Annotated in this window: 21 protein-coding genes; 9 read left to right on the forward strand and 12 right to left on the reverse strand. The window is 66.7% G+C overall.

The genetic code is table 11. The features are described from left to right. Position 1: 1 nt before the first annotated feature. Entirely contained in the window at positions 2-1984 is a 1983-nt protein-coding gene (locus ACE3P0_RS08465) for an AMP-binding protein (protein ID WP_374401798.1), read from the reverse strand. 296 nt (positions 1985-2280) lie between these two features. On the opposite strand from ACE3P0_RS08465, the gene ACE3P0_RS08470 reads away from it, so the two are divergent. Continuing rightward, entirely contained in the window at positions 2281-2955 is a 675-nt protein-coding gene (locus ACE3P0_RS08470; RefSeq protein WP_374401800.1) for a Crp/Fnr family transcriptional regulator, read from the forward strand. 65 nt (positions 2956-3020) lie between these two features. Here ACE3P0_RS08470 and ACE3P0_RS08475 read toward each other — a convergent pair whose 3' ends face one another. After that, positions 3021-4055 carry an OmpA family protein gene (locus ACE3P0_RS08475; protein ID WP_374401803.1) on the reverse strand — a complete coding sequence of 345 codons (1035 nt, stop codon included), beginning with the start codon at positions 4053-4055 and terminating at the stop codon, positions 3021-3023. A gap of 206 nt (positions 4056-4261) precedes the next feature. Between ACE3P0_RS08475 and ACE3P0_RS08480 the strand changes: the two genes are divergently transcribed. After that, entirely contained in the window at positions 4262-4675 is a 414-nt protein-coding gene (locus ACE3P0_RS08480) for a YbjN domain-containing protein (protein ID WP_374401805.1), read from the forward strand. A gap of 18 nt (positions 4676-4693) precedes the next feature. Here the strand turns inward: ACE3P0_RS08480 and ACE3P0_RS08485 are convergent, their stop codons facing one another. Continuing rightward, positions 4694-5728 (reverse strand): Leu/Phe/Val dehydrogenase, encoded by a 1035-nt coding sequence (locus ACE3P0_RS08485; RefSeq protein ID WP_374401807.1) that lies wholly within the window; start codon positions 5726-5728, stop codon positions 4694-4696. A 225-nt stretch (positions 5729-5953) separates the two neighbouring features. Here ACE3P0_RS08485 and ACE3P0_RS08490 point away from each other — a divergent pair, with 225 nt between their 5' ends. After that, positions 5954-7006 carry a hypothetical protein gene (locus ACE3P0_RS08490; protein WP_374401809.1) on the forward strand — a complete coding sequence of 351 codons (1053 nt, stop codon included), beginning with the start codon at positions 5954-5956 and terminating at the stop codon, positions 7004-7006. Between the two features lie 41 nt (positions 7007-7047). Further along, positions 7048-7602, forward strand: coding sequence for a flavodoxin family protein (locus tag ACE3P0_RS08495; protein ID WP_374401811.1), 555 nt, complete (start codon positions 7048-7050; stop codon positions 7600-7602). A gap of 55 nt (positions 7603-7657) precedes the next feature. Here ACE3P0_RS08495 and ACE3P0_RS08500 read toward each other — a convergent pair whose 3' ends face one another. After that, the gene (locus ACE3P0_RS08500) at positions 7658-8671 is read right to left on the reverse strand and encodes a hypothetical protein (RefSeq protein ID WP_374401813.1); all 1014 of its coding nucleotides are present in this window, start codon (positions 8669-8671) and stop codon (positions 7658-7660) included. Between the two features lie 459 nt (positions 8672-9130). Here ACE3P0_RS08500 and ACE3P0_RS08505 point away from each other — a divergent pair, with 459 nt between their 5' ends. Then, positions 9131-9853 (forward strand): energy transducer TonB, encoded by a 723-nt coding sequence (locus tag ACE3P0_RS08505; RefSeq protein WP_374401815.1) that lies wholly within the window; start codon positions 9131-9133, stop codon positions 9851-9853. Positions 9854-9933: 80 nt separating this feature from the next. On the opposite strand, the gene ACE3P0_RS08510 is transcribed toward ACE3P0_RS08505, so the two are convergent. Next, complete coding sequence (locus ACE3P0_RS08510) at positions 9934-10734, reverse strand: YaeF family permuted papain-like enzyme (RefSeq protein WP_374401817.1); 801 nt, start codon at positions 10732-10734, stop codon at positions 9934-9936. Between the two features lie 289 nt (positions 10735-11023). On the opposite strand from ACE3P0_RS08510, the gene ACE3P0_RS08515 reads away from it, so the two are divergent. The 4 genes from ACE3P0_RS08515 to ACE3P0_RS08530 all read left to right on the forward strand — a co-directional run bounded on the left by ACE3P0_RS08515 (position 11024) and on the right by ACE3P0_RS08530 (position 17893). Then, positions 11024-11935: a PilZ domain-containing protein gene (locus ACE3P0_RS08515; protein ID WP_374401820.1), complete on the forward strand. Its 912-nt coding sequence runs from the start codon at positions 11024-11026 to the stop codon at positions 11933-11935. A gap of 18 nt (positions 11936-11953) precedes the next feature. Next, positions 11954-13000 (forward strand): GTP-binding protein, encoded by a 1047-nt coding sequence (locus ACE3P0_RS08520; RefSeq protein ID WP_374401822.1) that lies wholly within the window; start codon positions 11954-11956, stop codon positions 12998-13000. A 99-nt stretch (positions 13001-13099) separates the two neighbouring features. Continuing rightward, positions 13100-16432, forward strand: coding sequence for a hypothetical protein (locus ACE3P0_RS08525; RefSeq protein WP_374401824.1), 3333 nt, complete (start codon positions 13100-13102; stop codon positions 16430-16432). A 198-nt stretch (positions 16433-16630) separates the two neighbouring features. Beyond that, positions 16631-17893: a multidrug effflux MFS transporter gene (locus ACE3P0_RS08530; RefSeq protein ID WP_374401827.1), complete on the forward strand. Its 1263-nt coding sequence runs from the start codon at positions 16631-16633 to the stop codon at positions 17891-17893. An 18-nt stretch (positions 17894-17911) separates the two neighbouring features. Here ACE3P0_RS08530 and ACE3P0_RS08535 read toward each other — a convergent pair whose 3' ends face one another. The 7 genes from ACE3P0_RS08535 to ACE3P0_RS08565 form a co-directional block, all read right to left on the reverse strand. After that, a complete protein-coding gene (locus ACE3P0_RS08535; RefSeq protein ID WP_374401829.1) occupies positions 17912-18712 on the reverse strand; it encodes a DnaJ domain-containing protein in 801 nt (266 codons plus the stop codon). A gap of 17 nt (positions 18713-18729) precedes the next feature. Next, positions 18730-19458, reverse strand: coding sequence for a hypothetical protein (locus ACE3P0_RS08540; protein WP_374401830.1), 729 nt, complete (start codon positions 19456-19458; stop codon positions 18730-18732). 37 nt (positions 19459-19495) lie between these two features. Beyond that, a complete protein-coding gene (locus tag ACE3P0_RS08545; protein WP_374401832.1) occupies positions 19496-20251 on the reverse strand; it encodes a hypothetical protein in 756 nt (251 codons plus the stop codon). Positions 20252-20361: 110 nt separating this feature from the next. Beyond that, positions 20362-20700 (reverse strand): BON domain-containing protein, encoded by a 339-nt coding sequence (locus ACE3P0_RS08550; RefSeq protein ID WP_374401834.1) that lies wholly within the window; start codon positions 20698-20700, stop codon positions 20362-20364. 239 nt (positions 20701-20939) lie between these two features. Further along, on the reverse strand, positions 20940-22328 hold the full coding sequence (locus ACE3P0_RS08555) for a sigma 54-interacting transcriptional regulator (protein ID WP_374401836.1): 1389 nt from the start codon (positions 22326-22328) through the stop codon (positions 20940-20942). After that, complete coding sequence (locus ACE3P0_RS08560) at positions 22325-22846, reverse strand: hypothetical protein (protein WP_172202299.1); 522 nt, start codon at positions 22844-22846, stop codon at positions 22325-22327. The genes ACE3P0_RS08555 and ACE3P0_RS08560 overlap by 4 nt, the downstream gene beginning before the upstream one ends. Continuing rightward, positions 22836-24224 (reverse strand): ATP-binding protein, encoded by a 1389-nt coding sequence (locus ACE3P0_RS08565; RefSeq protein WP_374401839.1) that lies wholly within the window; start codon positions 24222-24224, stop codon positions 22836-22838. Before ACE3P0_RS08565 ends, ACE3P0_RS08560 begins: the two co-directional genes overlap by 11 nt. Between the last annotated feature and the right edge of the window lie 31 nt (positions 24225-24255).

Consider the following 24255-nt stretch of genomic DNA (forward strand, 5'->3'; position numbering starts at 1 on the left):
GTCATGCGGCCCGCTGGGTGGCGACCGCCGGGAAAACCCGCGCCGATTCGATGCGCAGGTCCGCAGCAATGAGACCGCTGCGGCCGTCCTCGTACTTCACCTGCGTTTCGATGTAGCAACTGGTCTTCGCTTCATCGTAGAGCGCCTCAATCAGCGTGCCGTACTTTTCCTCGATGAAGCGGCGGCGCACCTTGCGCGTGCGCGTCAGCTCGCCGTCGTCGGCATCCAGTTCCTTATGCAGGATCAGGAAGCGATGGATCTGGCAGGCAGCCATCTTCTCGTCCGTCGCGAGGTCCGCGTTCACCTGTTCGACGCAGTCGCGGATCAACGCATACACCTCGGGCCGACCGGCAAGATCGGTGTAACCGGCATAGGCGAGGTTGCGGCGCTCGGCCCAATTGCCAACCGCGCTGATGTCGATGTTGATGAAGGCGCACACCTGCCCACGCCCGTCGCCGAAGGCCACGGCTTCCTTGATGTTGGGGAAGAACTTGAGCTTGTTCTCGATGTACTTCGGCGCGAACAGGTTGCCGTCGGTCAGGCGGCCGACATCCTTGGCACGGTCGATGATCTTCAGGTGGCCGCGCGCATCGAAGTAGCCCGCGTCGCCGGTGTGCACCCAGCCATCGGCCGTCTTGGTGCTGGCAGTCGATTCCGGGTTCTTGAAGTAGGCCTGGAACACGCCGGGGCCGCGGTAGAGCACCTCGCCGCTGTCGGCAATGCGGATCTCGACCCCCGGCGCGGGCGGCCCCACAGTATCGGCAAACACCTCGTTGTGCGGCTGCATGCAGATGAACACGCAGCCTTCGGTCTGGCCGTAGAGCTGTTTGAGGTTGATGCCCAGTGAGCGATAGAAGCTGAAGATCTCCGGCCCGATCGCTTCACCTGCCGTGTAGCCCACACGCACGCGCGAGAAGCCCAGCACATTGCGCAAGGGGCCATACACCAGCAACTGACCCAGCCCGTAGTGAAGACGATCGAGTCGGCTCACCGTCTCGCCACCCAGGATCTTTGGACCGACGCGCTTGGCCACCGCCATGAAGTGATGGAATAGCCTGCGCTTGATCGCGCCGGCGTCCTCCATGCGGATCATCACGCTGGTCAGCAGGTTCTCGAACACCCGCGGCGGCGCAAAGTAGTAGGTCGGCCCGATCTCGCGCAGATCGGTCATCACGGTTTCGGATGATTCCGGGCAGTTGATGCAGAAGCCGGTGACATAGGCCTGCGCGCACGAGAAGATGTTGTCGCCCACCCAGGCCATCGGCAGGTAGGAGAGGATTTCGTCCCGCTCGGTGAGACCGTCGAAATCCGCTGCGTTCTTCGCGGTCACCAGCAGGTTGGCGTGCGACAGCATCACGCCCTTCGGCGTGCCGGTGGTGCCGGAGGTGTAGAGCATGATCGCCACGTCAGCGGTGCTGCCCTGGGCGACTTCCGCATCGTAGAAGCCGGGTTCCCGCGCCGCGCGCTCGCGCCCCCTGGCCTGCAGGGCATCGAGCGACAGCAGGCCGGCCTGCGCGTAGTGCCGCATGCCGCGCGCATCGTCGTACAGGATGTGCGCCAAGGCGGGCACGGTGCTGCGCACATCGAGCAGCTTGTCGACCTGTTCCTGGTCCTCCGCGATCGCGAAGCGGATCTCGGCGTCGGCCATCACGAAGGCCATCTCCTGCGCCACGGCGTCCTGGTACATCGGCACCGGAATGCCGCCCAGCGCCTGCGCCGCACAGATCGACCAGTAGAGCCGCGGCCGGTTGTCACCGATGATCGCGAGCCGATCGCCACGCTTGAAGCCAAGCTCGGCCAGGCCGCAAGCGATCGCGCGCACTTGCTCGGCGGCATCGGCCCAGGTGTAGGTCTGCCAGATGCCGAATTCCTTCTCCCTCACCGCTGGCCGCTCGCCGCGGATACGGGCGTGTTCGGCAAGCAGGCGCGGAAAAGTATCCGGCGCAGGCTCGGGTGCTTGGCGCGACAAGCCGGATTCCGGCATTCCCCACCCTCCTCGTCTTGTCGGCGCAGCGCGCCTCCTGGCAGGAATCGCGAGGCCGCGACTTGTGCCAGAATCCTCCTTCGTTCGCGCGCAGATGCTTTGCCTGCGCGTTCCGGTGTCGTGCGCTGACGCCTGGCCGACTCCCCCGCGGCCCTGCGTCCCCCCTGCGCACAACGCTTTGTACTGTGTCCCGCCTTTCGGCTCAATCGTGCACTGCCGCACGTGCGCCGTTGCCGGGGCGCTTGCACCATAGCCAAGCGCGCTTACAGCGTGCTGTCACCATACGGACAATCAAAATGAGCACGCTTGCAGACCTGTTGCGCGACAGTCTCTGGACGATCGACCTGACCGACATCCAGCGCATGCGCGTCGAGCGCGAAGTGCAGGTGCGTTTCTTCGCCGCCGGGGCGACGGTGGTGCGCAAGGGGGACCCGGTCGAACACTGGCTCGGCATCGTCGACGGCCTGGTGAAGATCAACACCTTCTCGGCGGACGGCCGTTCGACCACCTTCACCGGCGTGCCACGCGGCGGCTGGTTCGGCGAAGGCTCGATCCTGAAGAACGAACTGCGCAAGTACGACGTGATCGCGTTGCGCGATTCACACATCGCGCTGATGCCCAAGGCCACCTTCATGTGGCTGCTCGACACCAGCATCCCGTTCAACCGCTTCCTGCTTCAGCAACTCAACGAACGCCTGGGTCAGTTCATCGCGACCGTCGAGAACGACCGTCTGCTTGATCCGGATGCCCGTGTGGCACGCTGCCTCGCCGGGCTGTTCAACACCGTGCTGTACCCCGGCATCGGCGCGCAGTTGCAGATTTCGCAGGAGGAGATCGGCTACCTCGCCGGCGTGTCGCGCCAGCGGGTGAACCAGGCCTTGAAGGTGCTGGAACAAGCCGGGTTGCTGCATGTTGAATACGGCGGCCTGACGATCAAGAATCTCGAAGGGCTGCGCCGCTTCGGCCCCTGAAACCATCGCCTGCAAATGAAAAGCCCCGCCAGACTTCGGCGGGGCTTTTTTTGCTTGCGCGGCGCTTACTGCGGCATGCGCGTACCGATGACTTCCACCTCGACGCGGCGGTTGGTCTGCAGACACTCGACCAGCAGCTTGTTGCGGTTGTTCTCCGCACCCAGGCCGGTACACGGCGCGATCGGGTTCGCCTTGCCCTTGCCTTCGGTCGCTACACGGTTCGGATCGATACCCTGCTCGACGAGGAAGTTCTTCACCGCTGCAGCGCGTTGCTCGGACAGCGTCTGGTTGTACGCGTCCTTGCCGAGGCGATCGGTATAGCCCACCGCGGTAATCACTTCCAGCGTGGAGAGCGACTTGGCCTGCGTGGCGAACTCGGCCAGCTTCGCTTTGCCATCGTCGCGCAGCACCGCCTTGTCGAAGTCGAACAGGGCATCCGCCGCCAGCGTCACCTTCTCGGCCGACGGCTTCGGTGCAACCGGCGCCGGTGCAGTGGGCTTCGGTGCCTCGGCACGCGCCACGGCAACCGGTTCAGCGGGCTTGGGCGGCGGGCTGAAGACCCAGCCGAGGCCAACGCGATACATCACGTTGCCGCTCGAACCCAAGTCCTCGCCCCAGGTGTCCTTGCTGGTGAAACCGTAGATGTAGCGCGCATCCGCCTGCAGGAAAATCTGCTGGCCCCAGAACCATTGGAAGCCCGCTCCGCCATTAACGTAACCCGCATTCTTGCTAGCGCTCCCCGTAAGGGTGCTCAATTTATCGCGCTCAACCCCGCCACCCGCTAGAAGGAACGGCCGAAAACCGCCACGGGAAAAAAGCCATAGCAAGTCGCCACCGAACAGGTTCTGCCGGTAACTGTTCGGATTACTCGCCCGATTGCCATATCCGCCGAGCTGCAAATCAAACGACTGTGAAAGCGGCCCGCCAATTGCGAGACCACCTCCGACTTTGTAGTCGTCGGCCATCCAATCCTTGTCGGCATCAATCGTCGTGACGCTGGGAACCGCATACCAGGACGGGTTGTAGGCTTCCTGAGCGTGAGCGGTTCCTGCAAGCGCAAGAATCCCCAACGCGGCAATGCGCATACGTAGCGCGGACATGGCTGATCTCCTATCTTAGAGGCTGCTTGTTCTTGGTCTTCGGGACTGCGGGCAAGGCTGCACAGGATTTCACGGCCCGCGAGTCGGTTATAGACCCGCAACACCGCTTTTTCCACCCGCCTTTTCGCTATCCCTGACGCTGGGCAACGGACGACGTCCAATTGCATGCAGGCAACGTGACCTGCAGCACATGGAGAGGAAGAACCATGAACAACGGATTTCTCGCACCGGACGCAGTCACGCGCGAAGTGCTTCGCGAGATTCTCGATGCGGCGCTGATGGAGGTGGAGATCGATGGGGACGGCGATGTGCTGGTCCGCGAGGGCATCGCCTGCCACGTGCTGCTGCCCGAACCGGAACACGACCGCATTACGCTCGCGGCGCAATACAGCTTCATGGATGACGTACCGCATCTCGCCCGGCTCGACTGTGCGAACCGGATCAACCGCGAGTACACGCTGGTACGCGCCGCGATCGACGAACGCGGCAAGCTGCGGTTTTCCTACCACCTGCTGCTCGGCGGCGGCGTCACCGCGCGGCAGATCGGGCTCAGCGTGAAACGCTTCTGCGCGATCTGCCCGCAGGCGATTGCCGAGCACGCGGCGGGGCTGCTGGAGTGAGCCCGCGCCGCGCGCGAATCACGCGCGGCCGATGCGGGCTCGTGCAAGGCGGTCGGCCACCTGAGCAGTCGGCACCCCGTCGCGCAGCGCGGTCAGCAGCACCTCGGTCGTGCGCTCGCGAATCGCGAGTACGCGCCGATCGGCCTCCTCAACCGGAAAGCCAAGGTATTCGCCTGCGACCTTGATGAGCCCGCCCGCATTGATCAGGTAGTCCGGCGCGTACAGCACGCCGCGCGCTTGCAATGCCGCATCGATGCCGTCGTACGCGAGCTGGTTGTTGGCCGCACCGGCAACAACCGCGCACGCGAGTTGCGGCACGCGCACATCGTCGAGCGCCGCGCCAAGTGCGCAGGGCGCGAACACATCGGCCTCGACCGCATGGATCACATCGACCGACACCGACACCGCATCGAACTCGCGTACCGCGCGATCGACACGCTCCGCGGCGATGTCCGCCACGACCAGCCGCGCGCCGCGCTCATGCAGCAAACGGCACAGCGCGAAGCCGACACTGCCCAGCCCCTGCACCGCGACGCGGCGGCCCTGCAGGCTATCGTTGTCGAAGCGCGCTTCCAGCGCTGCCAACATGCCCATCAGCACGCCGAGCGCGGTGGCCGGCGACGGATCGCCGCGGCCGCCTTCGCTCGGGGCGACACCGCTGACATGCCGCGTGGCACGCCGGATCGCCGACATGTCAGCGGTGGTAGTGCCGACATCCTCCGCCGTGATGTAGCGCCCACCGACGCGCTCGACGGCTTCGCCGAAGGCCTCGAACATGCGGGCACGATCCGCCGCGGGGTTGGCCAGGATCACGGATTTGCCGCCGCCAAGCGGCAGATCCGCCAGTGCGGCCTTGTAGCTCATGCCGCGCGACAAACGCAGCGCATCGGTCAGCGCGGCCGCATCGTCGGCATAGTGCCAGTGGCGACAGCCGCCCAGCGCAGGGCCGCGATGGGTGTCGTGGATGGCGATGATGGCGGCCAGCCCGGCGTTCGGGTTGGCGCAGAAGACGACCTGCTCATGCTGGTCGAAGTCGGAGTGATTGAAGATCATGGTGAAGCTCCCTGTTGGTGTCGGGATCAGTGCCGCCCCCGGATCCGGGTTGGGCAAGGAGTTCGCGCTGTGGCTTGTGGCCGTTCGCGATATCGGGCAGAAGAAAGAGCGAGGCCGCACCATAGCGATGCGCGCGGCGAGGGTCAATCCGGACTGTCGTGCAAGCACCGCGCGGCGAGCGCCCCGCCCGGCCACCAATCGCCGTGGCAATGAATGGTGAATACGATGAAGACTCACGCGATACGTTGGCTGCGCAGCCTTCTTGCCGTAACGATGTTGTCCGCACCCGCCATCGCCGGTGCAGCGGCTTGCGCACCCTTTCTCGACATTCTCGATGCAGCACGTGAGACCATCGTGCTGTCGCTGTCGCGCTGCGATGTCCGCCCCGCAGCAGCTTGGCCCGATCCCTGGCAGGCGCCGGCGTGGCGCCTCACCGCGCCTGCCCGCGAGGGGTGGCGGAACGCGCTGGGCCACGACGCCCTTCGCACCGATCTGCTCGCTGCGCGTCTGCGCGCCCGGCCGGCAGACCCAGCGCTGCTGGCCGGCCCGCTGCTGTTGCGGATATCGGCGCGTCTGCCTGCGCCGGCTGCGTGGCGTTGGGATGCCGATCGCGGCGAGATCGCGTTCGCGCCCCACCCTTCCGAAGCACAGGCCTGCACCGGCCCCGGCGCGCTAATGATCTGGGACCATGTCGTCGACATCGCGCCGGGGAATGCGGTCCGCTGCGAAGTCTGGCGAGTTGAGCGACCCGGTCTGCAACAGGCGCTTCCGGCGGACTGCGTGGATCGCTGGCAGGTCGAAGCACCGGCGGCGATCGACCAACAGGGCACGATCCGTGTACCGCCCGACGCAGCGGATGGCAGCCTCCTCGGCGTGCGGGCGCAGATCGGCCCACGCGAAGTGAAGGCATCGCTACGCGTGTTCGATCCGAGCCGCCACCCGCTTGCCGGCCGTTGGCACCAGACCGCCGTCATCGCATGCGATGGCGGAGAGCGGAGCGTCACTGCACCGATCCGCGAACTGATCTTCGACGCCGGCGGCGAGTTCAGCGTCACCCGTGAACCCTTCGAGGCCTACAAGGACTACTGGGGCCGCTATCGTCACGACCCGGAGCGCGGCACAATCACCTTTCTGCCCAAAGGCGGCAACCAGCTGCCAGAAGCGATGCGGCTGAGCGGGCGCGCGCGCCTTGAGGGCGGCACGCTCACGCTGGAACAGATCCAGCTTTGGCCCAAGCAGGCGGACGGCGCCCTCTGCGGCATGCGCTTTGAACGCTAAGTCGCCCGCCACCGATCACCTCTTCGATACATCCCGAACCGATGCGCAACTTCCTCTTCCTGACCGCCAGCACCCGCGAACCGGGCCATGTCGGCAACACCGAAACCCTTGCCCGCACAGCGGCCGAAGCGCTGCCAACGGGCACGCCGCAGCGCTGGATTTCGCTCGCGCAGTGCGAACTGCCAACTTTCGTCGATCTGCGCCATACCGTCGGCAGTTACCCGCCGCCCCAGGGCGATGCCGCGACATTGCTCGACGCAACACTCGCAGCCAGCGACATCGTGTTCGTGTCGCCGGTGTACTGGTTCTCCGTCCCCTCACCGCTGAAGGCCTATCTTGACCAGTGGAGCGCGTGGATGCGGGTGCCCGGCGTCGACTTCAAGACCCACATGGGCGCAAAACGCCTGTGGGTGATCGCCACCAGCGGTGACCGCGCAAAGGCGCAGCCAATGTTCGACAGCTACAAACTGTGTGCCGACTTCCTCGGCATGCAGTGGATGGGCACGCTTTGGGGCAAGGGCGGCGCGCCCGACGCCGTGCTGGCCGACAGCGCCGCCATGGCCGCGGCACATACCTTCCTGACCGCGCCGGTGTGAACCTGCCCGACGCTTCGTAGGCCCCGCATCGCAAGCCGATGCCGACCGGCAAGCGCTAGATCGGCAAGCGGCTCGCTTCTGCAAAGCTCATCGTTACCTTACGCATCGCACTTCGAGGGAAGCGCACCTGCAGGGCAGCGCGCGTCACCGGGCGGATACGCTCGGCGCGCGCGCAGGCGAAGCGGATCTCACGCAGGGGCTCGCTGCTTTCGCCTTCAACCAGGAGGTTCATCGGCGTCAGCCGCATCACCCGCGGCGTGATCGACACCAGCGATTCGGACTGCTCGAGCACGCCGCGGACCACTTCAAGCTCGTGCTCCAGCGCGTCTGCACCGGCGCCGGACGCAGCCAGCGCGCGCGTGTTTTCTTCCAGCAACGTCTTCAGCGAATCGCCATCGTGCCCGCCCTCGTGCACATCGAAGCCGGTACCATGGCCGTGCAGCATCTGCAGGCGCGTCTGCAGCAGAGTGCGGTCGTCAGCGAGGCTCTTGCGTTCCTCACGCAGGGCATCGATGCGCTCCAAGGCAACCATGGCGAGCTCTTCAAACATCCGCCAGGCAACGGTGCGCCCCAGTCCCTCGATGTCCGGGGCAACGATATGAACGCGCGGGTTCGAGAAGCTGACGCTGGTCTGTACCACATCGCGCCGAAGCATCTCGCCCTCCATCGCCATGCCGAGGCCCTTGCGCTCGATCAGCGTGGTACCCAGCACCGCATAAGCCTCATCGAGCACCGGGTTCTGCTCGAACAACGCCTGCAAGGCCTCGGAGCGACTGAAGGCCGTAGCGAGTTCATCGGCGGAAACGAAGAACGCCGCGAGCTCGGGCGAGTCGTGCCAGTGTTCGGGCGACGCGTCGCAGGGCGCGGGCATCTGCTTCACGCTCGCGATGATGTGGCGGATCGTGCTTTCGACACCCGGGGCCAGCCGCTCGTGCGGGCGGGCGCACAGCGCAAGTTTCGGGTCGGTCTGACGGACCAGGAAATCGGTCGCATCGCGCACCAGTTGCGGCGAAACCAGATCCGCCGCAGCCGGCGTCTCGAGCTTGCGCAGCCAATCGAACAATCCCATGGTGTGCCTCCGTCATGCAGCTATGCCAGCGCGCATGGTGGGCTTGCGGCGCCTGCCGCGCCAGTGCCTGCGTCAACACTTGTCACCCCGTGCATCGGCGCAGCGCAGCGCGCGCCGACACGGTGCATCGCAAGCACATCGACAACAACGTCAAAAATGTCACCCTGCGGGTTGTGCGTCGTGCGACTTGCACCCCACAATTGCCGCCCTGACCTGCGCAGCGCCGGGACGCGCGCGCCGTATCAGCATGATTTTCCAAAGCATTGCGTCGGGGGGCGCAATGCGGCAATCAACCGTCTTCCGCGGTGCTTTTGGGCACAGAAGCCTGCTGCGGCAGATTCGGCGTATTTTTTGCTTCTCGCAATTCTGGCGCTGGAGACCGTCCGGCGCGTGAGGGGTGGCTGCTACCGGCGGCCATCTTGGGATTGATGATCTGGGGAGGTCGCTCGATTGAAGCGCATGGCTGCATGGAAACGCGTACGCAACGCGGGTTGCGCACGAGGCGGAAAGCATGGCTGGATCTGGTTCTACGGCGCGGCGATGCTGACCGCCTGGCACGGCACGGCGAGCGCGCAGAGCGCGAAACCGATACCTCAGGTGATGCCCGAGACCGAAGTGTCTGAAGCCACACGGCGTCAGGCGGAAGGCCCGATGCGCTTCATCCTGCAAGTGGAACAGGCGAAGGAAAAAGACAAGAAGCCGCCCGCACCACCGCGTGAAACCAAGCCGGTTGCGACTCCCCCGGTTGCGGCCAGCAAACCACGCCCTGCGCAAACGGCAACACCAAACGCGGTCGCTGCTGAAAGACCCGCAGCCACAACTCCAGCGGCGGAGGCGGCAACGGAGCCCGCCAAGCTGGCGGTGGCGGCCCCCGCCATCGAAGCAGCGCCTGCGGCGCCCGAACCGGCCGCATTGCCCCCGCCACCGCAACCGACGCTGGTGACGATGGTCGAGCCCGATATTCCGACACAGGTGCGACGCCGCCTGAAGGGCGCACAGAGCGCGACACTGCGCTTCAACGTGACGCCGGAAGGCGCCGTGGCGGATCTGGAAGTGCTGGAACTCAGCAACCCGGCGCTGCGCCAGCCAGTCGTCGATGCGATCCGGCAGTGGCGTTACAACCCGCCTGGCCAACTGGTGGCGCAGAAGGTGCAACTTCAGGTGATTGACTCGCCCGATTGAGGCAGTTCGCGGCAGGGGTGGTGCGGATACGACAAGGGGCGCTCTCGGGCGCCCCTTGTTTTGTAAAGCGAGGATGAGCCTTACGCGCCGTCGGGCACGCGCACCACCGGCGCCGGAGCGGGCGGGAACTTCAAGTGGCCGACGTAGGTGAGCGGCTGGTCGACCTGGATCGACGAGACGTCGCCTTCACGCATATGCAGGATGTCGGCCGGCGAAACCCAGGTCGGGTTCGACTTGGTGATCGGGTGGCCCGCCTCGCGATAGGCCTCCAGCACGAACTGGGAACAGAAGAAGCGGTCGTCGCCCGCCGTACCGTTGCCCAGCTGCACCGTCGCCAGCCCGTTGATGCACGCATCGCGGATCGTGGCCGGCACCGTCGGTAGCTCGCACAGCCGGCGCTCGATCGAGAACGGCGCCTGCATCATCACGCCGACGTAGTTGTAGCGGTCGCCGACCTTTTCCTGCGCGAAGCTGCGGATACGCGCGGCAGCCGCGTCATCCAGCGTTGGGTGCCGGAAGGCGACGACCACCGATTCCTCGTCCAGCACCTCGGCCACCGAGCGCACCCGCACGCCTTCGCCCACCGCCTCGGCCACTTCGCCGTTGCCGATGTAGAGCGCCGCATGGCTCACCGGCGCGAGCGTGAACAGGCGGATACCCGCCGAGGTGATGCCATTGGCGGCCGAAAGCAGGATGTCGCCGGCGCGCAGCAGCTGTTCGCCGATCAGGGTACCGCCGTTATGTGGTGACAAGGCCGTACGCTGGAAGGCGATCGGCGGCTGGCCGCCGGGGGCAAGCGCATCGAGCGGTTTTTCCGCAACCTGGGTGGCGCATGCGCTGCAGCACAACAGCAGACAGAGCAGGAGGATTCTGTGGATCACAGGCGAAGCCCTTCAAGACGAAGTCGCGATTGAAGCAGATTCGCCCTGCGCCGCGCCAGAGTCAGAAGCGCTGCAGGGAAAACGTCGCCGCGCATTGGCGCCGATCTCGCGACACCCGCGTTTGCCCAACCACCCTCGCGAACTGGACGTCGCTGCGCCGCGCCCGACTCCGCCAAACGGTTCAGAAGATGGCCCAACGTCGTAGGGCCCTTCAGCTTTTGCGGATTTCGCCGACAATGCACTTGGCTCCTGGCGAACCCGCGCAGGGCCGCAACGCGCACAGTGCCCGATGTCCGACAAGCAGCAAGTCCTGATTCCGGTCGCAGATTTCGAACTCACCGTTGGCAAGCCGGTGCCCTACAACCTGTTCACCCGCGGCGGCATCCTCGTGCTCGCAGCGGGCTCGGTGGTGGCCGACGACGACATGCTCGGCCGCCTGCTCAGCACACGCCCCTTCCGCACCGCGGAAGGCATTGCGCGCGCCGGCATGGCACTCGCCGACGAGGGCGACAAGGAACTGCTGATCGGCGAGAGCCGCGATCCGTTCCGCGAACTAGGCCATGCGGTCGAATCAATTGAACTGTTCTTGCGCCTACCAGGCGACGACGATGCACGCCCCTACAACGTGCCCTTCTTCGGCCTGATGCCGATGCAGGCCCTGATCGTTGGTGCGCCCTTCATCAGCCGCAACTTCTTCTGGCGCGACCACGAAGGCCTGCCTCTGTTCGTGAAGCTGCGCAGCGGCCGTTACCTGTATGCCTTCGAGACCAGCGTAACGCGCTATGGCGCCGCACCCGCCGCCTACCTGATGCTCGCGTATCCGAAAGTCGCGCAGCGCAAGGCCTACCGTTCGTCACTGCGGGTCAGCGCCGCGCTGCCCGCTGTAATCGAAGCCGCCGGCAAGGAAAAGCTCAAGGTCGCGATCTCAGACATGTCCGACAAGGGCTGCGCGGTCGACACGCAGTTCGTGATCGGCGAGATCGGCAGCCAGGTCACACTGACTTTCCGCATGCGTCTCGACAACGAGGCCTACATGCTGTCGCTGCCCTGCATCATCCGCAACCAGCAGGCGCGCAAAGGTGGCCTGTTGCATTACGGCCTCTCTTTCGGCGACACGCACCAACACCTGCCTTGGCATCAACGCATGGCCTTGAAGGCCTATCTTTACGACGGGCTGATTGATACCGGCACGCGGCAATAGCCGTCCTACAATCAGCAGATGCAAGCACCTGTTCCCGTCACCCTGCTGACCGGTTTCCTCGGCAGCGGCAAGACCACCCTGCTCAATCACCTGCTGCGCGATCCGGCCCTGGCCGGCTGCGCGGTGCTGATCAACGAAGTCGGCGAAGTCGGCCTGGATCACTTGCTGATCGAGCGCGTGGACGAGGAAGTCGTGCTGCTCGAATCCGGCTGCCTGTGTTGCACGGTGCGCGGCGACCTGGCCCGCACGCTGCGTGACCTGAGCATACGGCAGGAGGAAGGCCACCTCGCGCGGCTTGATCGCGTGGTGATCGAAACCACCGGCCTAGCCGACCCCGCACCGGTAATCCACACGCTGATGCGCGACCCTTTCCTCGCTCACCGCTTCCGGCTCGATGGCGTGGTGGCGACGCTGGACCCGCGCCACGCTGGCTGGCAGCTCGCGCAACACCCCGAAGCCGAGCGCCAGATCGCCTACGCGGACCGGATCGTGCTGACGAAATGCGACATCGCAACACAGGCCGAACGCGATGCCGCCGCGCGTGCGCTCGATCGCCTGAACCCGTCCGCCACACGCTTCGAAGGCCAGATGGGGCGCGTGCCGAACGACCTGCTCGCTGGCATGGCCTTCAGCCAGGGCCCGCGGCCGGCTGCGGCGCTGGGTACCTGGCTGGGCAGCGGGCGCGTGGAAGCCGCCGACGCACGCGACGCCTTCGGCCGCAACGTGAGTGCAACCCATTCGAGGGACATCCAGACTCATCTGCTGCGTTTCGAGACCCCCTTTGAGTGGGACGCCTTCATCGACGCCTTCGATCTGCTGCTGCAGGTCACCGGCGAACGCATCCTGCGGGTGAAAGGCCTGGTGAATGTCGCGGGCGAAGCAGGCCCGCGCGTCGTTCACGCGGTGCAACAGGAGCGCTATCCGGAGAGTCGTCTGCCGGACTGGCCCGACGACGACCGTGACACCCGCCTCGTCTTCATCACCCGCGATCTGCCGCGCGCACCGATCGAAAAGGCCTTCCTCGCGCTCTGCGGGGTCAGCGCACGGCCAACGGTGCCGGCCTGAGCTGCCAGCAAGCCAGTCGGGGCAGTTGCTTGTCATTTATTACAGATGCATCATCCGGGGCTTCCATTTTGTAGTTTTCAGTGATTTGCGGGGCAGCACATGGGTATTCAGAGGTTTGCATCGATTCGTGGGCTCCGCTCCGCATACCTGTCGGCCGTCGCCGTCGCGCTGATGACCGCCTGCGGCGGCGGGGGCGGCGCCGCATCGACCCGCACTGACGGCGGCAGCGGCACGGGCGGCGGCAACGAAGGTGAAGTTGTTGCGCCGCCCAATATCATCGCCGGCCAGGAAATCGGCACCGTCACCGTTGCGCCAAGCACCGACGCGAGCGGGCCGATCGTCGCCACCTTTGGTGTCACGCTGCCACCCGGCACGGCCGAGAACATCATTGCGCAGCGCGGCGGCGCCAACATCGCCACGCAGATCGACGTCAAGCGCCGCCATGCCGACGGCACAATCCGCCACGCGATCATCTCGACGCAGCTGCCCGACGCAGCGGGCGGGCCGATCAAGCTCGCCACAGCGAACACCAGCGCGACGGGCGGCGCCGATCTGGCGACGATGCTGGCCGGCACGGTCAACTACATCGTCGAGATCCGCGAAGCGGGCACCTCGTATCGCACCAGCCTGCGTGATGCGCTCAAGAATGGCGGCGACGCTTGGCTTAGCGGCCCGCTGGTGAACGAATGGCGCGCCCGCGTCGCACCGGTGGACGCCAACAAGTCGGCCCACCCCGGGCTGCGTGTGCTGTTCGATGCACGTTTCGAAAGCAGCAAGCGTGGCCGCGCCTCGATCACGATCGAGAACGTCGAATCGACCGCGGCGCGCGGGGACCGCACTTACGACATCACGATGACGGACGAGCGCGGCACCGTGCTGTTCAACCAGACCGCCATCACGCAGCCCTACCAGACCCGCTACCGCAAGGTGTTCCAGTTCGGTGGCGCGGCGAGCCCGATCGTGGCGCCTGACATCGCGCTGCTGAAGAAGAGCCGCGCGATCCTGAACTACACCGACACGCCGCTGCCAGCCAGCGCGGTGGACAACATCGTCAGCCAATGGACCAAGTCCAAGCGTGGCCTGTTCGACAGCGGTATCGTCACCTCCGCGATGCCCAACACAGGCGGCCGCATGGACATTGGCCCGCTACCCGCCTGGACCGTCATCGCGTTGCTCTCCGGAAATCCGAGAGCCCATCAGGTGATGTACGACGCCGCAGAGCGCGCGGGCGTGTTCTCTGTGCATTACCGCGACGCCGAAACCGGCGACATCATCAGCATCAACAAGCACCCGACGGTCACGCTGGGCAGCGCATCGCAATGGTCCGACCCGGCCGACCGCCTGCCGAACACGACGCTGCCACGCACCACCCCGCACCAGCCGGATACCGCCCACCAGCCCTCGCTGGCCTTCGTCCCCTACATGCTCAGCGGCGACCGCTACTACCTCGACGAGTTGTATTTCTGGGCCGACTGGAACCTGATCTCGATGCACCACGACTACCGCGAGAAAGAGAAAGGTCTGGTGCACAACGACCAGGTACGCGGTCAGGCGTGGTCGATGCGCACTCTGGCCCATGCAGCATGGATCGCGCCGAGCAGCGACTGGCAGGCGGCGTATTTCGACGACAAGGTGAAACAGAACCTCAGCTGGTACGCCACCAACGCGATCCCGATGAATCCGCTTGGCTGGTGGAAAGGCACATCCAGCTCCGACGGCTCGCTCGATCTCGCGCCGGAGCCGGGCATGTCGCCGGAGGTCACGCACTGGTTCTCGCCGTGGATGAACGACTTCTTCGCGCTGATGCTGGCCTACTGCAATGACTTGGGCTACCCCGCCGCGGCCGCACGTGACTGGACACTTGGCTTCACCGCCAAGCGCTTCACCAGCAACCCGGACTTCAGCCCCTTCGATGGCACCAGTTACCGTCTGGCCGGACTGCTCAAGGGCAACGTGCCAATCAAGACGATGGCCGACCTGACCCGCTACAGCTTCTACACCCGCACAGGCGGCGCACCGACCGAACTGCATTCAACCGGCGACTCGGCCGGCTACGCGATCCAGGCATACGCCGCACTCAGTGCTGCCCATGACGCGGGCGTCGCCAAGGCCGACGAGGCCTTCGTGTTCGTGCGCGAACAGATCCTCAAGAAGGGCGGCACCAACGCCTACCTCGGCGACCCGACCTGGAACATCGTGCCGCGCACGGCCGTTGCCGGCATCAGCGGCTCGCCGGGCCTCAACAGCGGCGGCACCACGCCGACCCCGCCGCTGCCACCGGTTGTCGACGATCTGCCACGCGACGCAAACGGCACGATCAAGCCGGAGTGGTTTGCGGCCCTGCCCCTGAACGGCTGGACGGAAATGCCCGGCTCACGCCTGCTCGACAACGTCGCCGTACCGGCGGGTTTCGCGGCCAGCGACCTCACCTCCATCGTCTATGCCTGGGGTGGCGCGGCGCTAGACACCAAACGCAACGGCCTGCACCTGTTCGGTGGCGGACACGGCGACGGCAAGTGGAACGGCCTGCTGTTCTTCGGTTTCGACAACTACCGCTGGAGCACCACTTGGGGCGGCACGCCACGTGAGCAGATTCTCGGTAATAGTGGCAACTGGTCGACCAACGAAGTCGGTACCGATTCGCTCAACGCCGACGGCAACCCGATGGCGTCCCATGGCTGGTACGGCTATGCCTGGATTGCCGAACGGGACGAACTTTTCCTCGGCGTAAGGCGCAACGTGGTCTGGGATCTGGCGGGCAAGCAGTGGCGCAAGCCTTTCCTCGACTGGAGCACCTCGAAGTGGTCGAGCGACATCCAGGCCTGGCCGCACAAGGGAAAGGTTTACGTCTTCTGTGCCAGCAGCGAGTACGGTGGCTGGGTGTTCGATCCAGCCGGCCAAACAACGCTTGCAGACGGCAGCAAGGCGGTTGGTAGCTACACCCCGATCGCGGGACTTGCCAACACCTACCCTTGCCGCTGGAAGGAGATCGCGGTGCACATGCCAGAGCGCGGCGAAGTGCTCCGCTTCCGGCCGAAGGACAGCAGCACGCCGGTGCACGTACTGACGCTGGACGACTTCACGCGCAGCTACAAGGTGGACCCGACCGGCAAGGGTTGGGAGGCGGTCGTCAACGATCTGCCCTACACCGGCGACGTGGCCGGTGCCGCCTTCGCACCGGGCGCCACGCGCGCCGATGACCGGATCTACATCCTGGAGAACGTCAGCAACGGCCGGCTGTGGGAGATCAACCCGAACGACTGGAGCGGCAAACTGCTGACGACCACCGGAACAGGCCCCGGCGCTGCCCGCTACGGCTACTACGGCCGCTTCGTTTTCGACCGCAAGCACGGCGTGCTGATGGCGATGCCGGGCGTCACCACCGACGGCAGTACCGACGTACCGAACGTCCGCATCATCCGCGTCCGCTGAACACCCGGCGGCGCAGCGCCGGTGTGGCAATCCCGCCGCACTGACGCTGCACCGGCGGCCGCCCGCGGTATCCTTGTCAATTGCGACAAGGAAGCTTGAACGTGACACCCCGCCTCACCCCGGCGCAGCAGCTCGCTGTGCCCGCCATGCGCTGTGACCGCAACGCGATTGCGGCCCCGTTTCTGCCGGATGCGATCGATGTCTGCGCAGCCTAAACCTGAGTTCCAGCCCGCCGTAACCTGGACGCGGCCGGTGTGGTTGCTGGCCGCACTGCTGGCCACGCTGTCCTCGCTCGGCCCGTTTGCTATCGACACCTACCTGCCGGCCTTCGAAGGCATCGCCCAAGGCCTGGCGACGACGCCGGTGCATTTGCAGCAGACGCTGTCGGGCTACCTCGCCGGCTTCTCGGTCATGATGCTGTTCCACGGCGCGCTGTCCGATAGCTTCGGGCGCCGCCCAGTCGTGTTCGTCGGGCTTGCGGTGTTCGCGCTGGCAAGCGTGGTGTGTGCCACCGCCTCCCACGTCGGCGTGCTGATTGCAGGGCGGGTGCTGCAGGGCATGAGTTGCGGCGCCGGCATCGTGGTCGGCCGCGCGATCGTGAGGGATCTGTTCGCGGCAGTGCATGCACAGAAGCTGATGAGCCAGATCACGCTGTTCTTCGGCGCCGCCCCGGCCATCGCACCCATCATCGGTGGCTGGCTGTTTGCCGGCTTCGGTTGGCGCGCAATCTTCTGGTTCCTCGCGCTGGTCGCCGTCAGTGTGCTGGTACTGGCCGCCCGTACCCTGCCCGAAACCCTGCCGCCCGAGCGCCGCCAGCCCTTCACCCCGCTGGCGCTGTCGCGCGGCTACTGGCAGGTCGTGTCGGACAAGCGTTTCCTGCTGCTGACGCTGGCAGCCGGCGTGCCGTTCAACGCGATGTTCGTATTCATCCTGTCCGCACCAATGCTGCTGGGCCACCATCTGAAACTCGCGCCGACGCAGTTCTTCTGGCTTTTCTGCTGGGGCATCAGCGGCATCATGGGCGGCGCCTGGGCCAGCGGCCGGCTGGCCGGGCGCATCCCGCGCGAGCGCCAGGTGCGCTGGGGCTTCGGCATCCTACTGGTGGTGGCGTTCGCCAACACGCTGTATCACGCCTTCATGCCGGCCAATGTGTTCTCTGCGATCCTGCCGGTCGGCCTGATCGGCTTCGGCTGGTCGATGCTGGCGCCCTGCGTGACGCTGCTGGTGCTGGACCGCTTCCCGGAACGGCTGGGTCTGGCTTCGTCGCTGCAGGCCTGCCTCGCGAGCCTGTCAAACGCGATTGTGGCCGGGCTCGTCGCGCCGATTGCGATGGCGAGCGTCGCAGGCCTGGCGCTGGCTTCCTTCGTGCTCGGCTTTGCCGGCTGGGCGGCGTGGAAGCTCTACCGGATCGACGTTCGGCGCGTGATCCGCGCCGAACAGCAAGCACAGCGCGGCGGTTGATCCGTCCGCGGCCGTCCGTCAGTAATCGCTACGTTGGCCCTGGTTCTCGCGCTGCAGGCGCTCCAGATAGGCCTTGTCGCGCTCGAGACGACGTTTCGCCTCGGCCGCCTGACGCTCTCGCTCGCGGCGGTCGTCGGCGGCAATGCGCTCGGCTTCGCGCCGCGCGCGTTCAGCCTGCTGGCGTTCTTCCCGTTCGGCACGCTCACGGCTGTACTCCAGATCCTGCGACACCCGATCGGCTTCACGGCGCGCCTGCTCCACCTCTTGCTGACGCTGGCGTTCGGTCCGCTCCGCGGCCTCGCGCTCGCGACGCTCACGCCATTCCGCTTCGCGCGCAACACGCTCCTCACGCGCTAGCGCCTGCTCCTCCGGCGTGCCTTCGGTCTGTTCGCGTTCGATTCGCTCGACTTCGGCGCGCTGGCGCGCTGCGGCATCCTCCGGCGACCCAACTGTCGCACCGAGGCGGAACCACCAGCCGGCTGGCAGGATCAGCAGCAACGCCAACACGCCAATGATCACGCGCGGCGAACCCGGCAGCCGCGGACCAGACGACTGAAGTTCCGGCGCGAAAGCTGCGATCGCCTCGTCCGGCGTCATTACCGGGCGCAGCGAACCATCGTAGGCGGCACGCCGGTTCTCGTCGCCCAACACATACCAGGCCTCGCGTACAGCGACGCAGCGGATCGCATAGTCCTCGGCCGTCGCCGGCGTTGCGCGCTCGGGCGCGTACTCGGCCAGCAATCGGTCGGTTGCCGCACGCAGCGTTGCCTGGTCAGCGGTCTGCGGGACGCCCAGCACGTCGTAGAGGGTCTTTTTCATCGGCGGGATGATAGCGTTCAGTGCAGCCGCATCACACTGTTATTCTCTTCCTGCAAGCGTTCGAGTTCGGCCTTGTCGCGCTCCAGTCGGCGGCGCGCCTCGTATGCGCGCTGGGCTTCGGCCTGCTTTGCCTCCTGCTCGCGCGCGTGGCGCTCGGCATCCGCCGCCTCACGCGCCGACATTGGTTCGTCCGCATACTCGACCTCCTCCCGCGCCTGTTCGTTGGCGTCGGCGGCCTTCATCGCGGCCTCGTACTCGCGCTGGCGGCGCGCTTCGGCCGTTTCAGCCGTCGGCGCACCGCTCAACCGCTCCTGAATTTGAACCTGGTTGGCCGCTTCGCGACGCCTCGCTTCGACCTCGTTCGACACGCCCTGCGCCCAGCGATCACTCTGGTGCAAGAAGCTGCGCACGCCCTGCCACAGGCCGAAGGCCAGCAGGATGACCGTGCCAAGCAATAGCCAGCGCATCCGCCCGGACGACTCCACGCCGGGGCCGACGCCGGCCAGCATCGCGATCTCACGGCTCGGCGCCGCGCCGCGCAGGCGTTCGTCGTAGGCCGCGCGCGTCACCGGGTTGCCCAGCACACTCCAGGCCTCCCGCACCGCGAAGCGCTGCGCATCGCGGTCGGGCTGGTCCGCCGCGGCGGGGCTGTCGAGATGTTCGACCAGCCTCTCATAGCAGCGCTTGAGCTGCGCATCGGTGAAATCCTCGCGGGCTTGCAAGGCATCGTAGAGCGTTCGTTTCATGGGGAGGCCGCGTTCCGGGGTCGTCGGGTAGGTGGTGTCAGCGCAGGCGCATCGCGCGGTTGTTGTCGTCCTGCAAACGCTCCAGCATGGCTTTCTCGCGTTCCAGGCGTTCGCGGTTCTCGGCAGCGCGTTCGGCGGGCGCGGCCGCGGCCTGCTCGCGTTCGGCTTCGGCGCGGGCGCGCATCTCGGCGGCCTCGGCGGCTTCACGCTCGCGCGCCGCTTCACGGGCGGCGATCTGTTCGTCGGACTCGCGCCGTGCCTCCTCGTTGGCGCGGGCGTCCTGTTCGCGCTGCCAGCGTTCTTCGCCGGCCGGCAGTCCGCTGGCGGACCGGTCCATCTGGGCCTCGATGCGCGCACGGTTTTCCGCGTCGCGCGCACGCGCCTCCGCCTCATTGGCTTCAGCCTGCGCCCGGGCGCGGTCGCTCGACCAGGAGAAGCTGCAGCTGCGCCAGCCGATCACCAGTAGGCTCAGCACCGTAATCAGCACCAGCAGGCGACCAACGCGCCAATCAAAAAGGGGGCGGCCGACAGCGGCGTCCTGCTCGGGCATCACCTCGTCCAAGGATGGCGTGTCGAAGGCGCTGTCGGGCAGGGTCGCGTCGTAGGCCGCGCGCGCCTCGGGGTTGCCCAGCACGGCCCACGCGGCGTTGAGTTCATTGAGACGTTCGGCGGCGGGCCCGGAGATCTTCGCCTCGCGTTCGAGCGGATCGGCGAGCCGCTGCCATGCGGCGAGCAGCTCGACTTCGCTGGCACGCGGATGCGCGCCGATAACCTGGTACAGCGTGCGGGCCATGGTCGTGCCGCATAGGAATTGACGGATTTGTCGATTCTAGCGGCGAAGCCCCGGAGGGTCTGTCAAAAAATGCCGCAGCACGGCCTGCTGCTGCGGCATCGATAATGCGCTCAGTGGCTCGCGTCGACCTCCAGACCGTTTTCCACACGGCGCACGCCTTCGATGCTGGCGACCAGTGCCAGCGCACGCGACACGCTGTCGGCGTCGCGCAGGCCGCCGCGCAAAGTCACCACGCCTTCGTTGGCGGCCACTTCGATGCGCGCCTCCGCCAGACCCGGATCGGCCTTCAGCGCAGCGCTGACTTGTGTCTGCAGCGCCTTGTCCTGGGCAGTGGGCGCAGCGAAGCTCGATGCATTGGCGGCCGGTTCGGCGGCCTGCAGCACCGCGCTGAGGCCAACTGCGAGCGAGGCCGAGGTGAGTAGAACAACAACGGTCTTGGGGTAGTTCATCGGGGCACTCCTTGTTTCAGGAAGATCGGATGCGCGGCGCTGAACGCCGCGGCATGCCCCGTATCGCAACCGCCGTGCCATCTTCAGGAAACCCTTAACCTGCAAGGCATTCCGGCCGTCACTCGCCGCTTCGCCCACCCAAGCGGGGGCCGGAACGTCGCGCTACGACGACGGCATTCCGGTGCCCGGCCCGAGCGCCCCGCCGCACGGCGCTTCGCGGCGTCGGGCGAGTGCGACGCTCAGGCGGTGTTGCGGAACATCGCCGGCGTCAACTCATGGCGCTGTAGCAGGCGGTAGAACTCGGTGCGATTGCGGTCGGCGAGCCGCGCGGCGTCCGACACGTTGCCATCGGTGAGCTTGAGCAGTTGGGTCAGGTAGTTGCGCTCGAAGCGCTGCTTCGCTTCGGCATAGGTCAGCGCCTCCATGCTGCGCACCCGCAACGCACGCTGCACCAGCGAGGCCGGGATCAGCGGCGCGGTCGACAGCGCGCTGACCTGCTCGACCACGTTGTAGAGCTGGCGCACGTTGCCCGGCCAGGCGGCGGTGGCGAGCGCCTCGATCGCGTCCGGCGCAAAGCCGCTGAGCGTCTTGCGGTACTTCGTCGCAAGCTGGCGCAGGAAGGAGGCGGCGAGCAACGGGATATCCTCGCGCCGCTCCGACAGCGGCGGCAGCAGCAGCGACACGACGTTTAGGCGGTAGAACAGATCCTCGCGGAACTGCCCTTCGGCCATCGCGGTGTCGAGGTTACGGTGTGTCGCCGAAACGATGCGCACATCGATCGGCACGGCACGGGTGGCGCCCACCGGCCGCACCGCGCGCTCCTGCAGCACGCGCAGCAGCTTCACCTGCAGCGCGAGCGGCATGTCGCCGATTTCGTCGAGGAACAGCGTGCCGCCGTCGGCCGCCTGGAACAGACCATTGTGCGACGCGATTGCGCCGGAGAAGGCGCCCTTCACATGGCCGAACAGTTCGGATTCCAGCAGCTGTTCCGGGATCGCGCCGCAATTGATTGCGATGAAAGGCGCCGCCGCACGCGGGCTGGCGCGGTGGATCGCGCGCGCCAGCAGTTCCTTACCGGTACCACTCTCGCCGCGGATCAGGATGCTGGCGTCGGAGGCTGCCACCATGCGCGCCTCTTCCAGCACTTCCGCCATGCGGTTGCTGCGGCTGACGATGCCTGCGCGCCAGCTAGCGTCGTCATGCGCGCCGACCGCCTCGCTCCGCGCACCGAGCGACAGCGCCTGCGTCACCTTGTCGAGCAGGACGCGGCTGTCGAAGGGTTTGGTCAGGTAGCCGAAGACGCCGCGCGACATCGCCTCCACCGCATCGGGGATGGTGCCGTGCGCGGTCAGCAGGATCACCGGCAAGGACGGATGGCTGCGCTGGATGTCGCCGAACAGCGCAAGGCCGTCACGGTCGGGCAGGCGCACGTCGCTGATCACCAGATCCGGTCGCTCGACCGACAGGCGCGCCAGCGCCGCCTCCGCCGAGGCGGCAGCGGTCACGCGGTAGCCATTGGCCGACAGGCGCATCGAAATCAGCCGCAGCAGGTCGGCGTCGTCATCCACCAGCAGCAGGTGGGCGGCGCGCGCCGTGTCGGACTGTGAAACCACGTAGGGAACGCTCATCGCGTGCTCTCCTTTCGAGGGGCCGGCCGTGCCGGGCGGTTGGGGAGACTGCGCTCGATTTCGGCGAGCGCATCGATCTTGTCCTGCAGTGCATCGGCACGGCGCTGCGCCTCGCGTGCGCTGGCGCTGGCACGGTCCGCCGCCAGTTCGGCGCGCTGGCGAGCGAGATACTGGTCATGCAGCAGGCGCGCCAGCGGCTGCAGGATCTGCGCCTGCGCCGCGTCGGAACGCAACACCGCGTCGAGCTGCGCCAGAGCGCGTGGAAAGTCGGGATTTGCGCCGCTGCCAAGCTGCATCGCGAGCTGCATCTGTTGCAGCGGGTTTTGCGGCCGTGCCGGCGCCACCGCCGCACCCGGCTTCTGGCTCGCGCTGTAGAAGGCCAGCGCCGCATGCAGCGCGCTGTCGTCCGGTGCACGCACCGGCTCCTCGACGCGCGTCGGCTGGGTGCTACAGGCGCCCAGCATGGCCAGCAGCCACGCGGCGAGCGTCGCGCGCACCGCGCTCATCTCAGGCTTCATGCGGTAACTCCACGCGGAAATGCGCACCGCCGTCGTCCGGCAGCAGCGCGATGCTGCCGCCGTGCGCTTGCACCATCTCGCGAACGATAGACAGCCCGATGCCGCTGCCCCCGCGCGCGCCTTCGGGCTGGCGGCTGCCCTGGTAGAAGGGGTCGAAGATGCGGCCGCGGTCCTGCCGCGCAACGCCCGGCCCCTGGTCGATGCAATCCACCCAAGCATTGCGCTCGCTGCGCCCCAACACGAAACGCACGAGGCCGCCGTTGGGGCTGAAGCGGATCGCGTTCGACAAGAGGTTGCCGAACACGATCGCGAGCTTGCCGGCATCGGCCACGACGAAGGTGTCCGGCCCGCTCAACTGCACTTCGATACGGCGCGACTGGCAGGGCAGCGCCTGTTCCCGCATCACCGCCTCGATCACCTCGCGCAGCGAGAGCTTCTTGCAGTCGAGCCGGCGCGCGTCGAAAGCCGCCGCGTTGTAGCCGAGCAGCGCCTCGATCCGGGTCTGAAGCAGCACGCTGTTCTCGGTGAGGATCTTCACGACTTCGGCCTGCCCATCCTGCAGGGGGCCGAGCACACGGTCCTCGAGCAACGCGATGCCCTCGTGCAGTGACGCGAGCGGCGTCTTCAGCTCGTGCGACACATGGCGCAGCACCCGCTGGCGATCGGCTTCAAGCTCGGCAAGCCGGCTCCGCAGCCAATCGAGCCGCCGCCCGACGCGACGCAGGTCGGCCGGGCCGCGGATATCCACCGGCGTATCGAAACGATTGGCGCCCAGGTCGTCGATGCTGCGCTCCAGTCGCCCGAGCGGACGCACCAGCCACAGGCCGAACACCAGCGCCAGCACGACACTGCCGGCCAGGGCGGCGAACACCTGCAGGCCGAGGCGCGCACGATTGCCATCCAGCGTATCGAGCAGCTCGCGGTTCTGGTGTTCCACCACCTGCTGCGCTGCGGTGGCGAGTTGTTCGTTGACGTCACCCAGCCGCTGCAAGCCTTCCTGCAGCGGTTGCGCCGCGGTGTCGTCGAGCAGACCGGCCACCGCGCTGGCGGCGGACTCCCAGTCGGCGACATGGCCGCCGAGCGCCGGGCGCAGCGGCTGCAGCGACGCGAGTGCCTCGTCGCGCGCCTGCATGAAGCGGCCGCGCAAGGCCTCGTCGCGCAGCACACGGAACTGCCGCGCGCTGCGCGCCATGTCCACCGTGCGCTCGCCGACCAGTTGCGTCGCGGCCGTCACCTCCACCGCATGGGCCGCGGCGGCGCGACTTTCGGCCGCAAACGCTTCGAGCATGCGCACACCACGCCAGGCCGTGCTGCCGAGGAGCAGCGCGATCAGCAGGAAGGCGACAAGGAGAAGCTGGCGAAAGGAAACCCGGGACATCTGCGGCGAGCGTGGCCATCCACGGCGCGCC

This window comes from Niveibacterium sp. (assembly GCF_041909475.1).
In the GTDB taxonomy this organism is placed as follows: domain Bacteria; phylum Pseudomonadota; class Gammaproteobacteria; order Burkholderiales; family Rhodocyclaceae; genus Niveibacterium.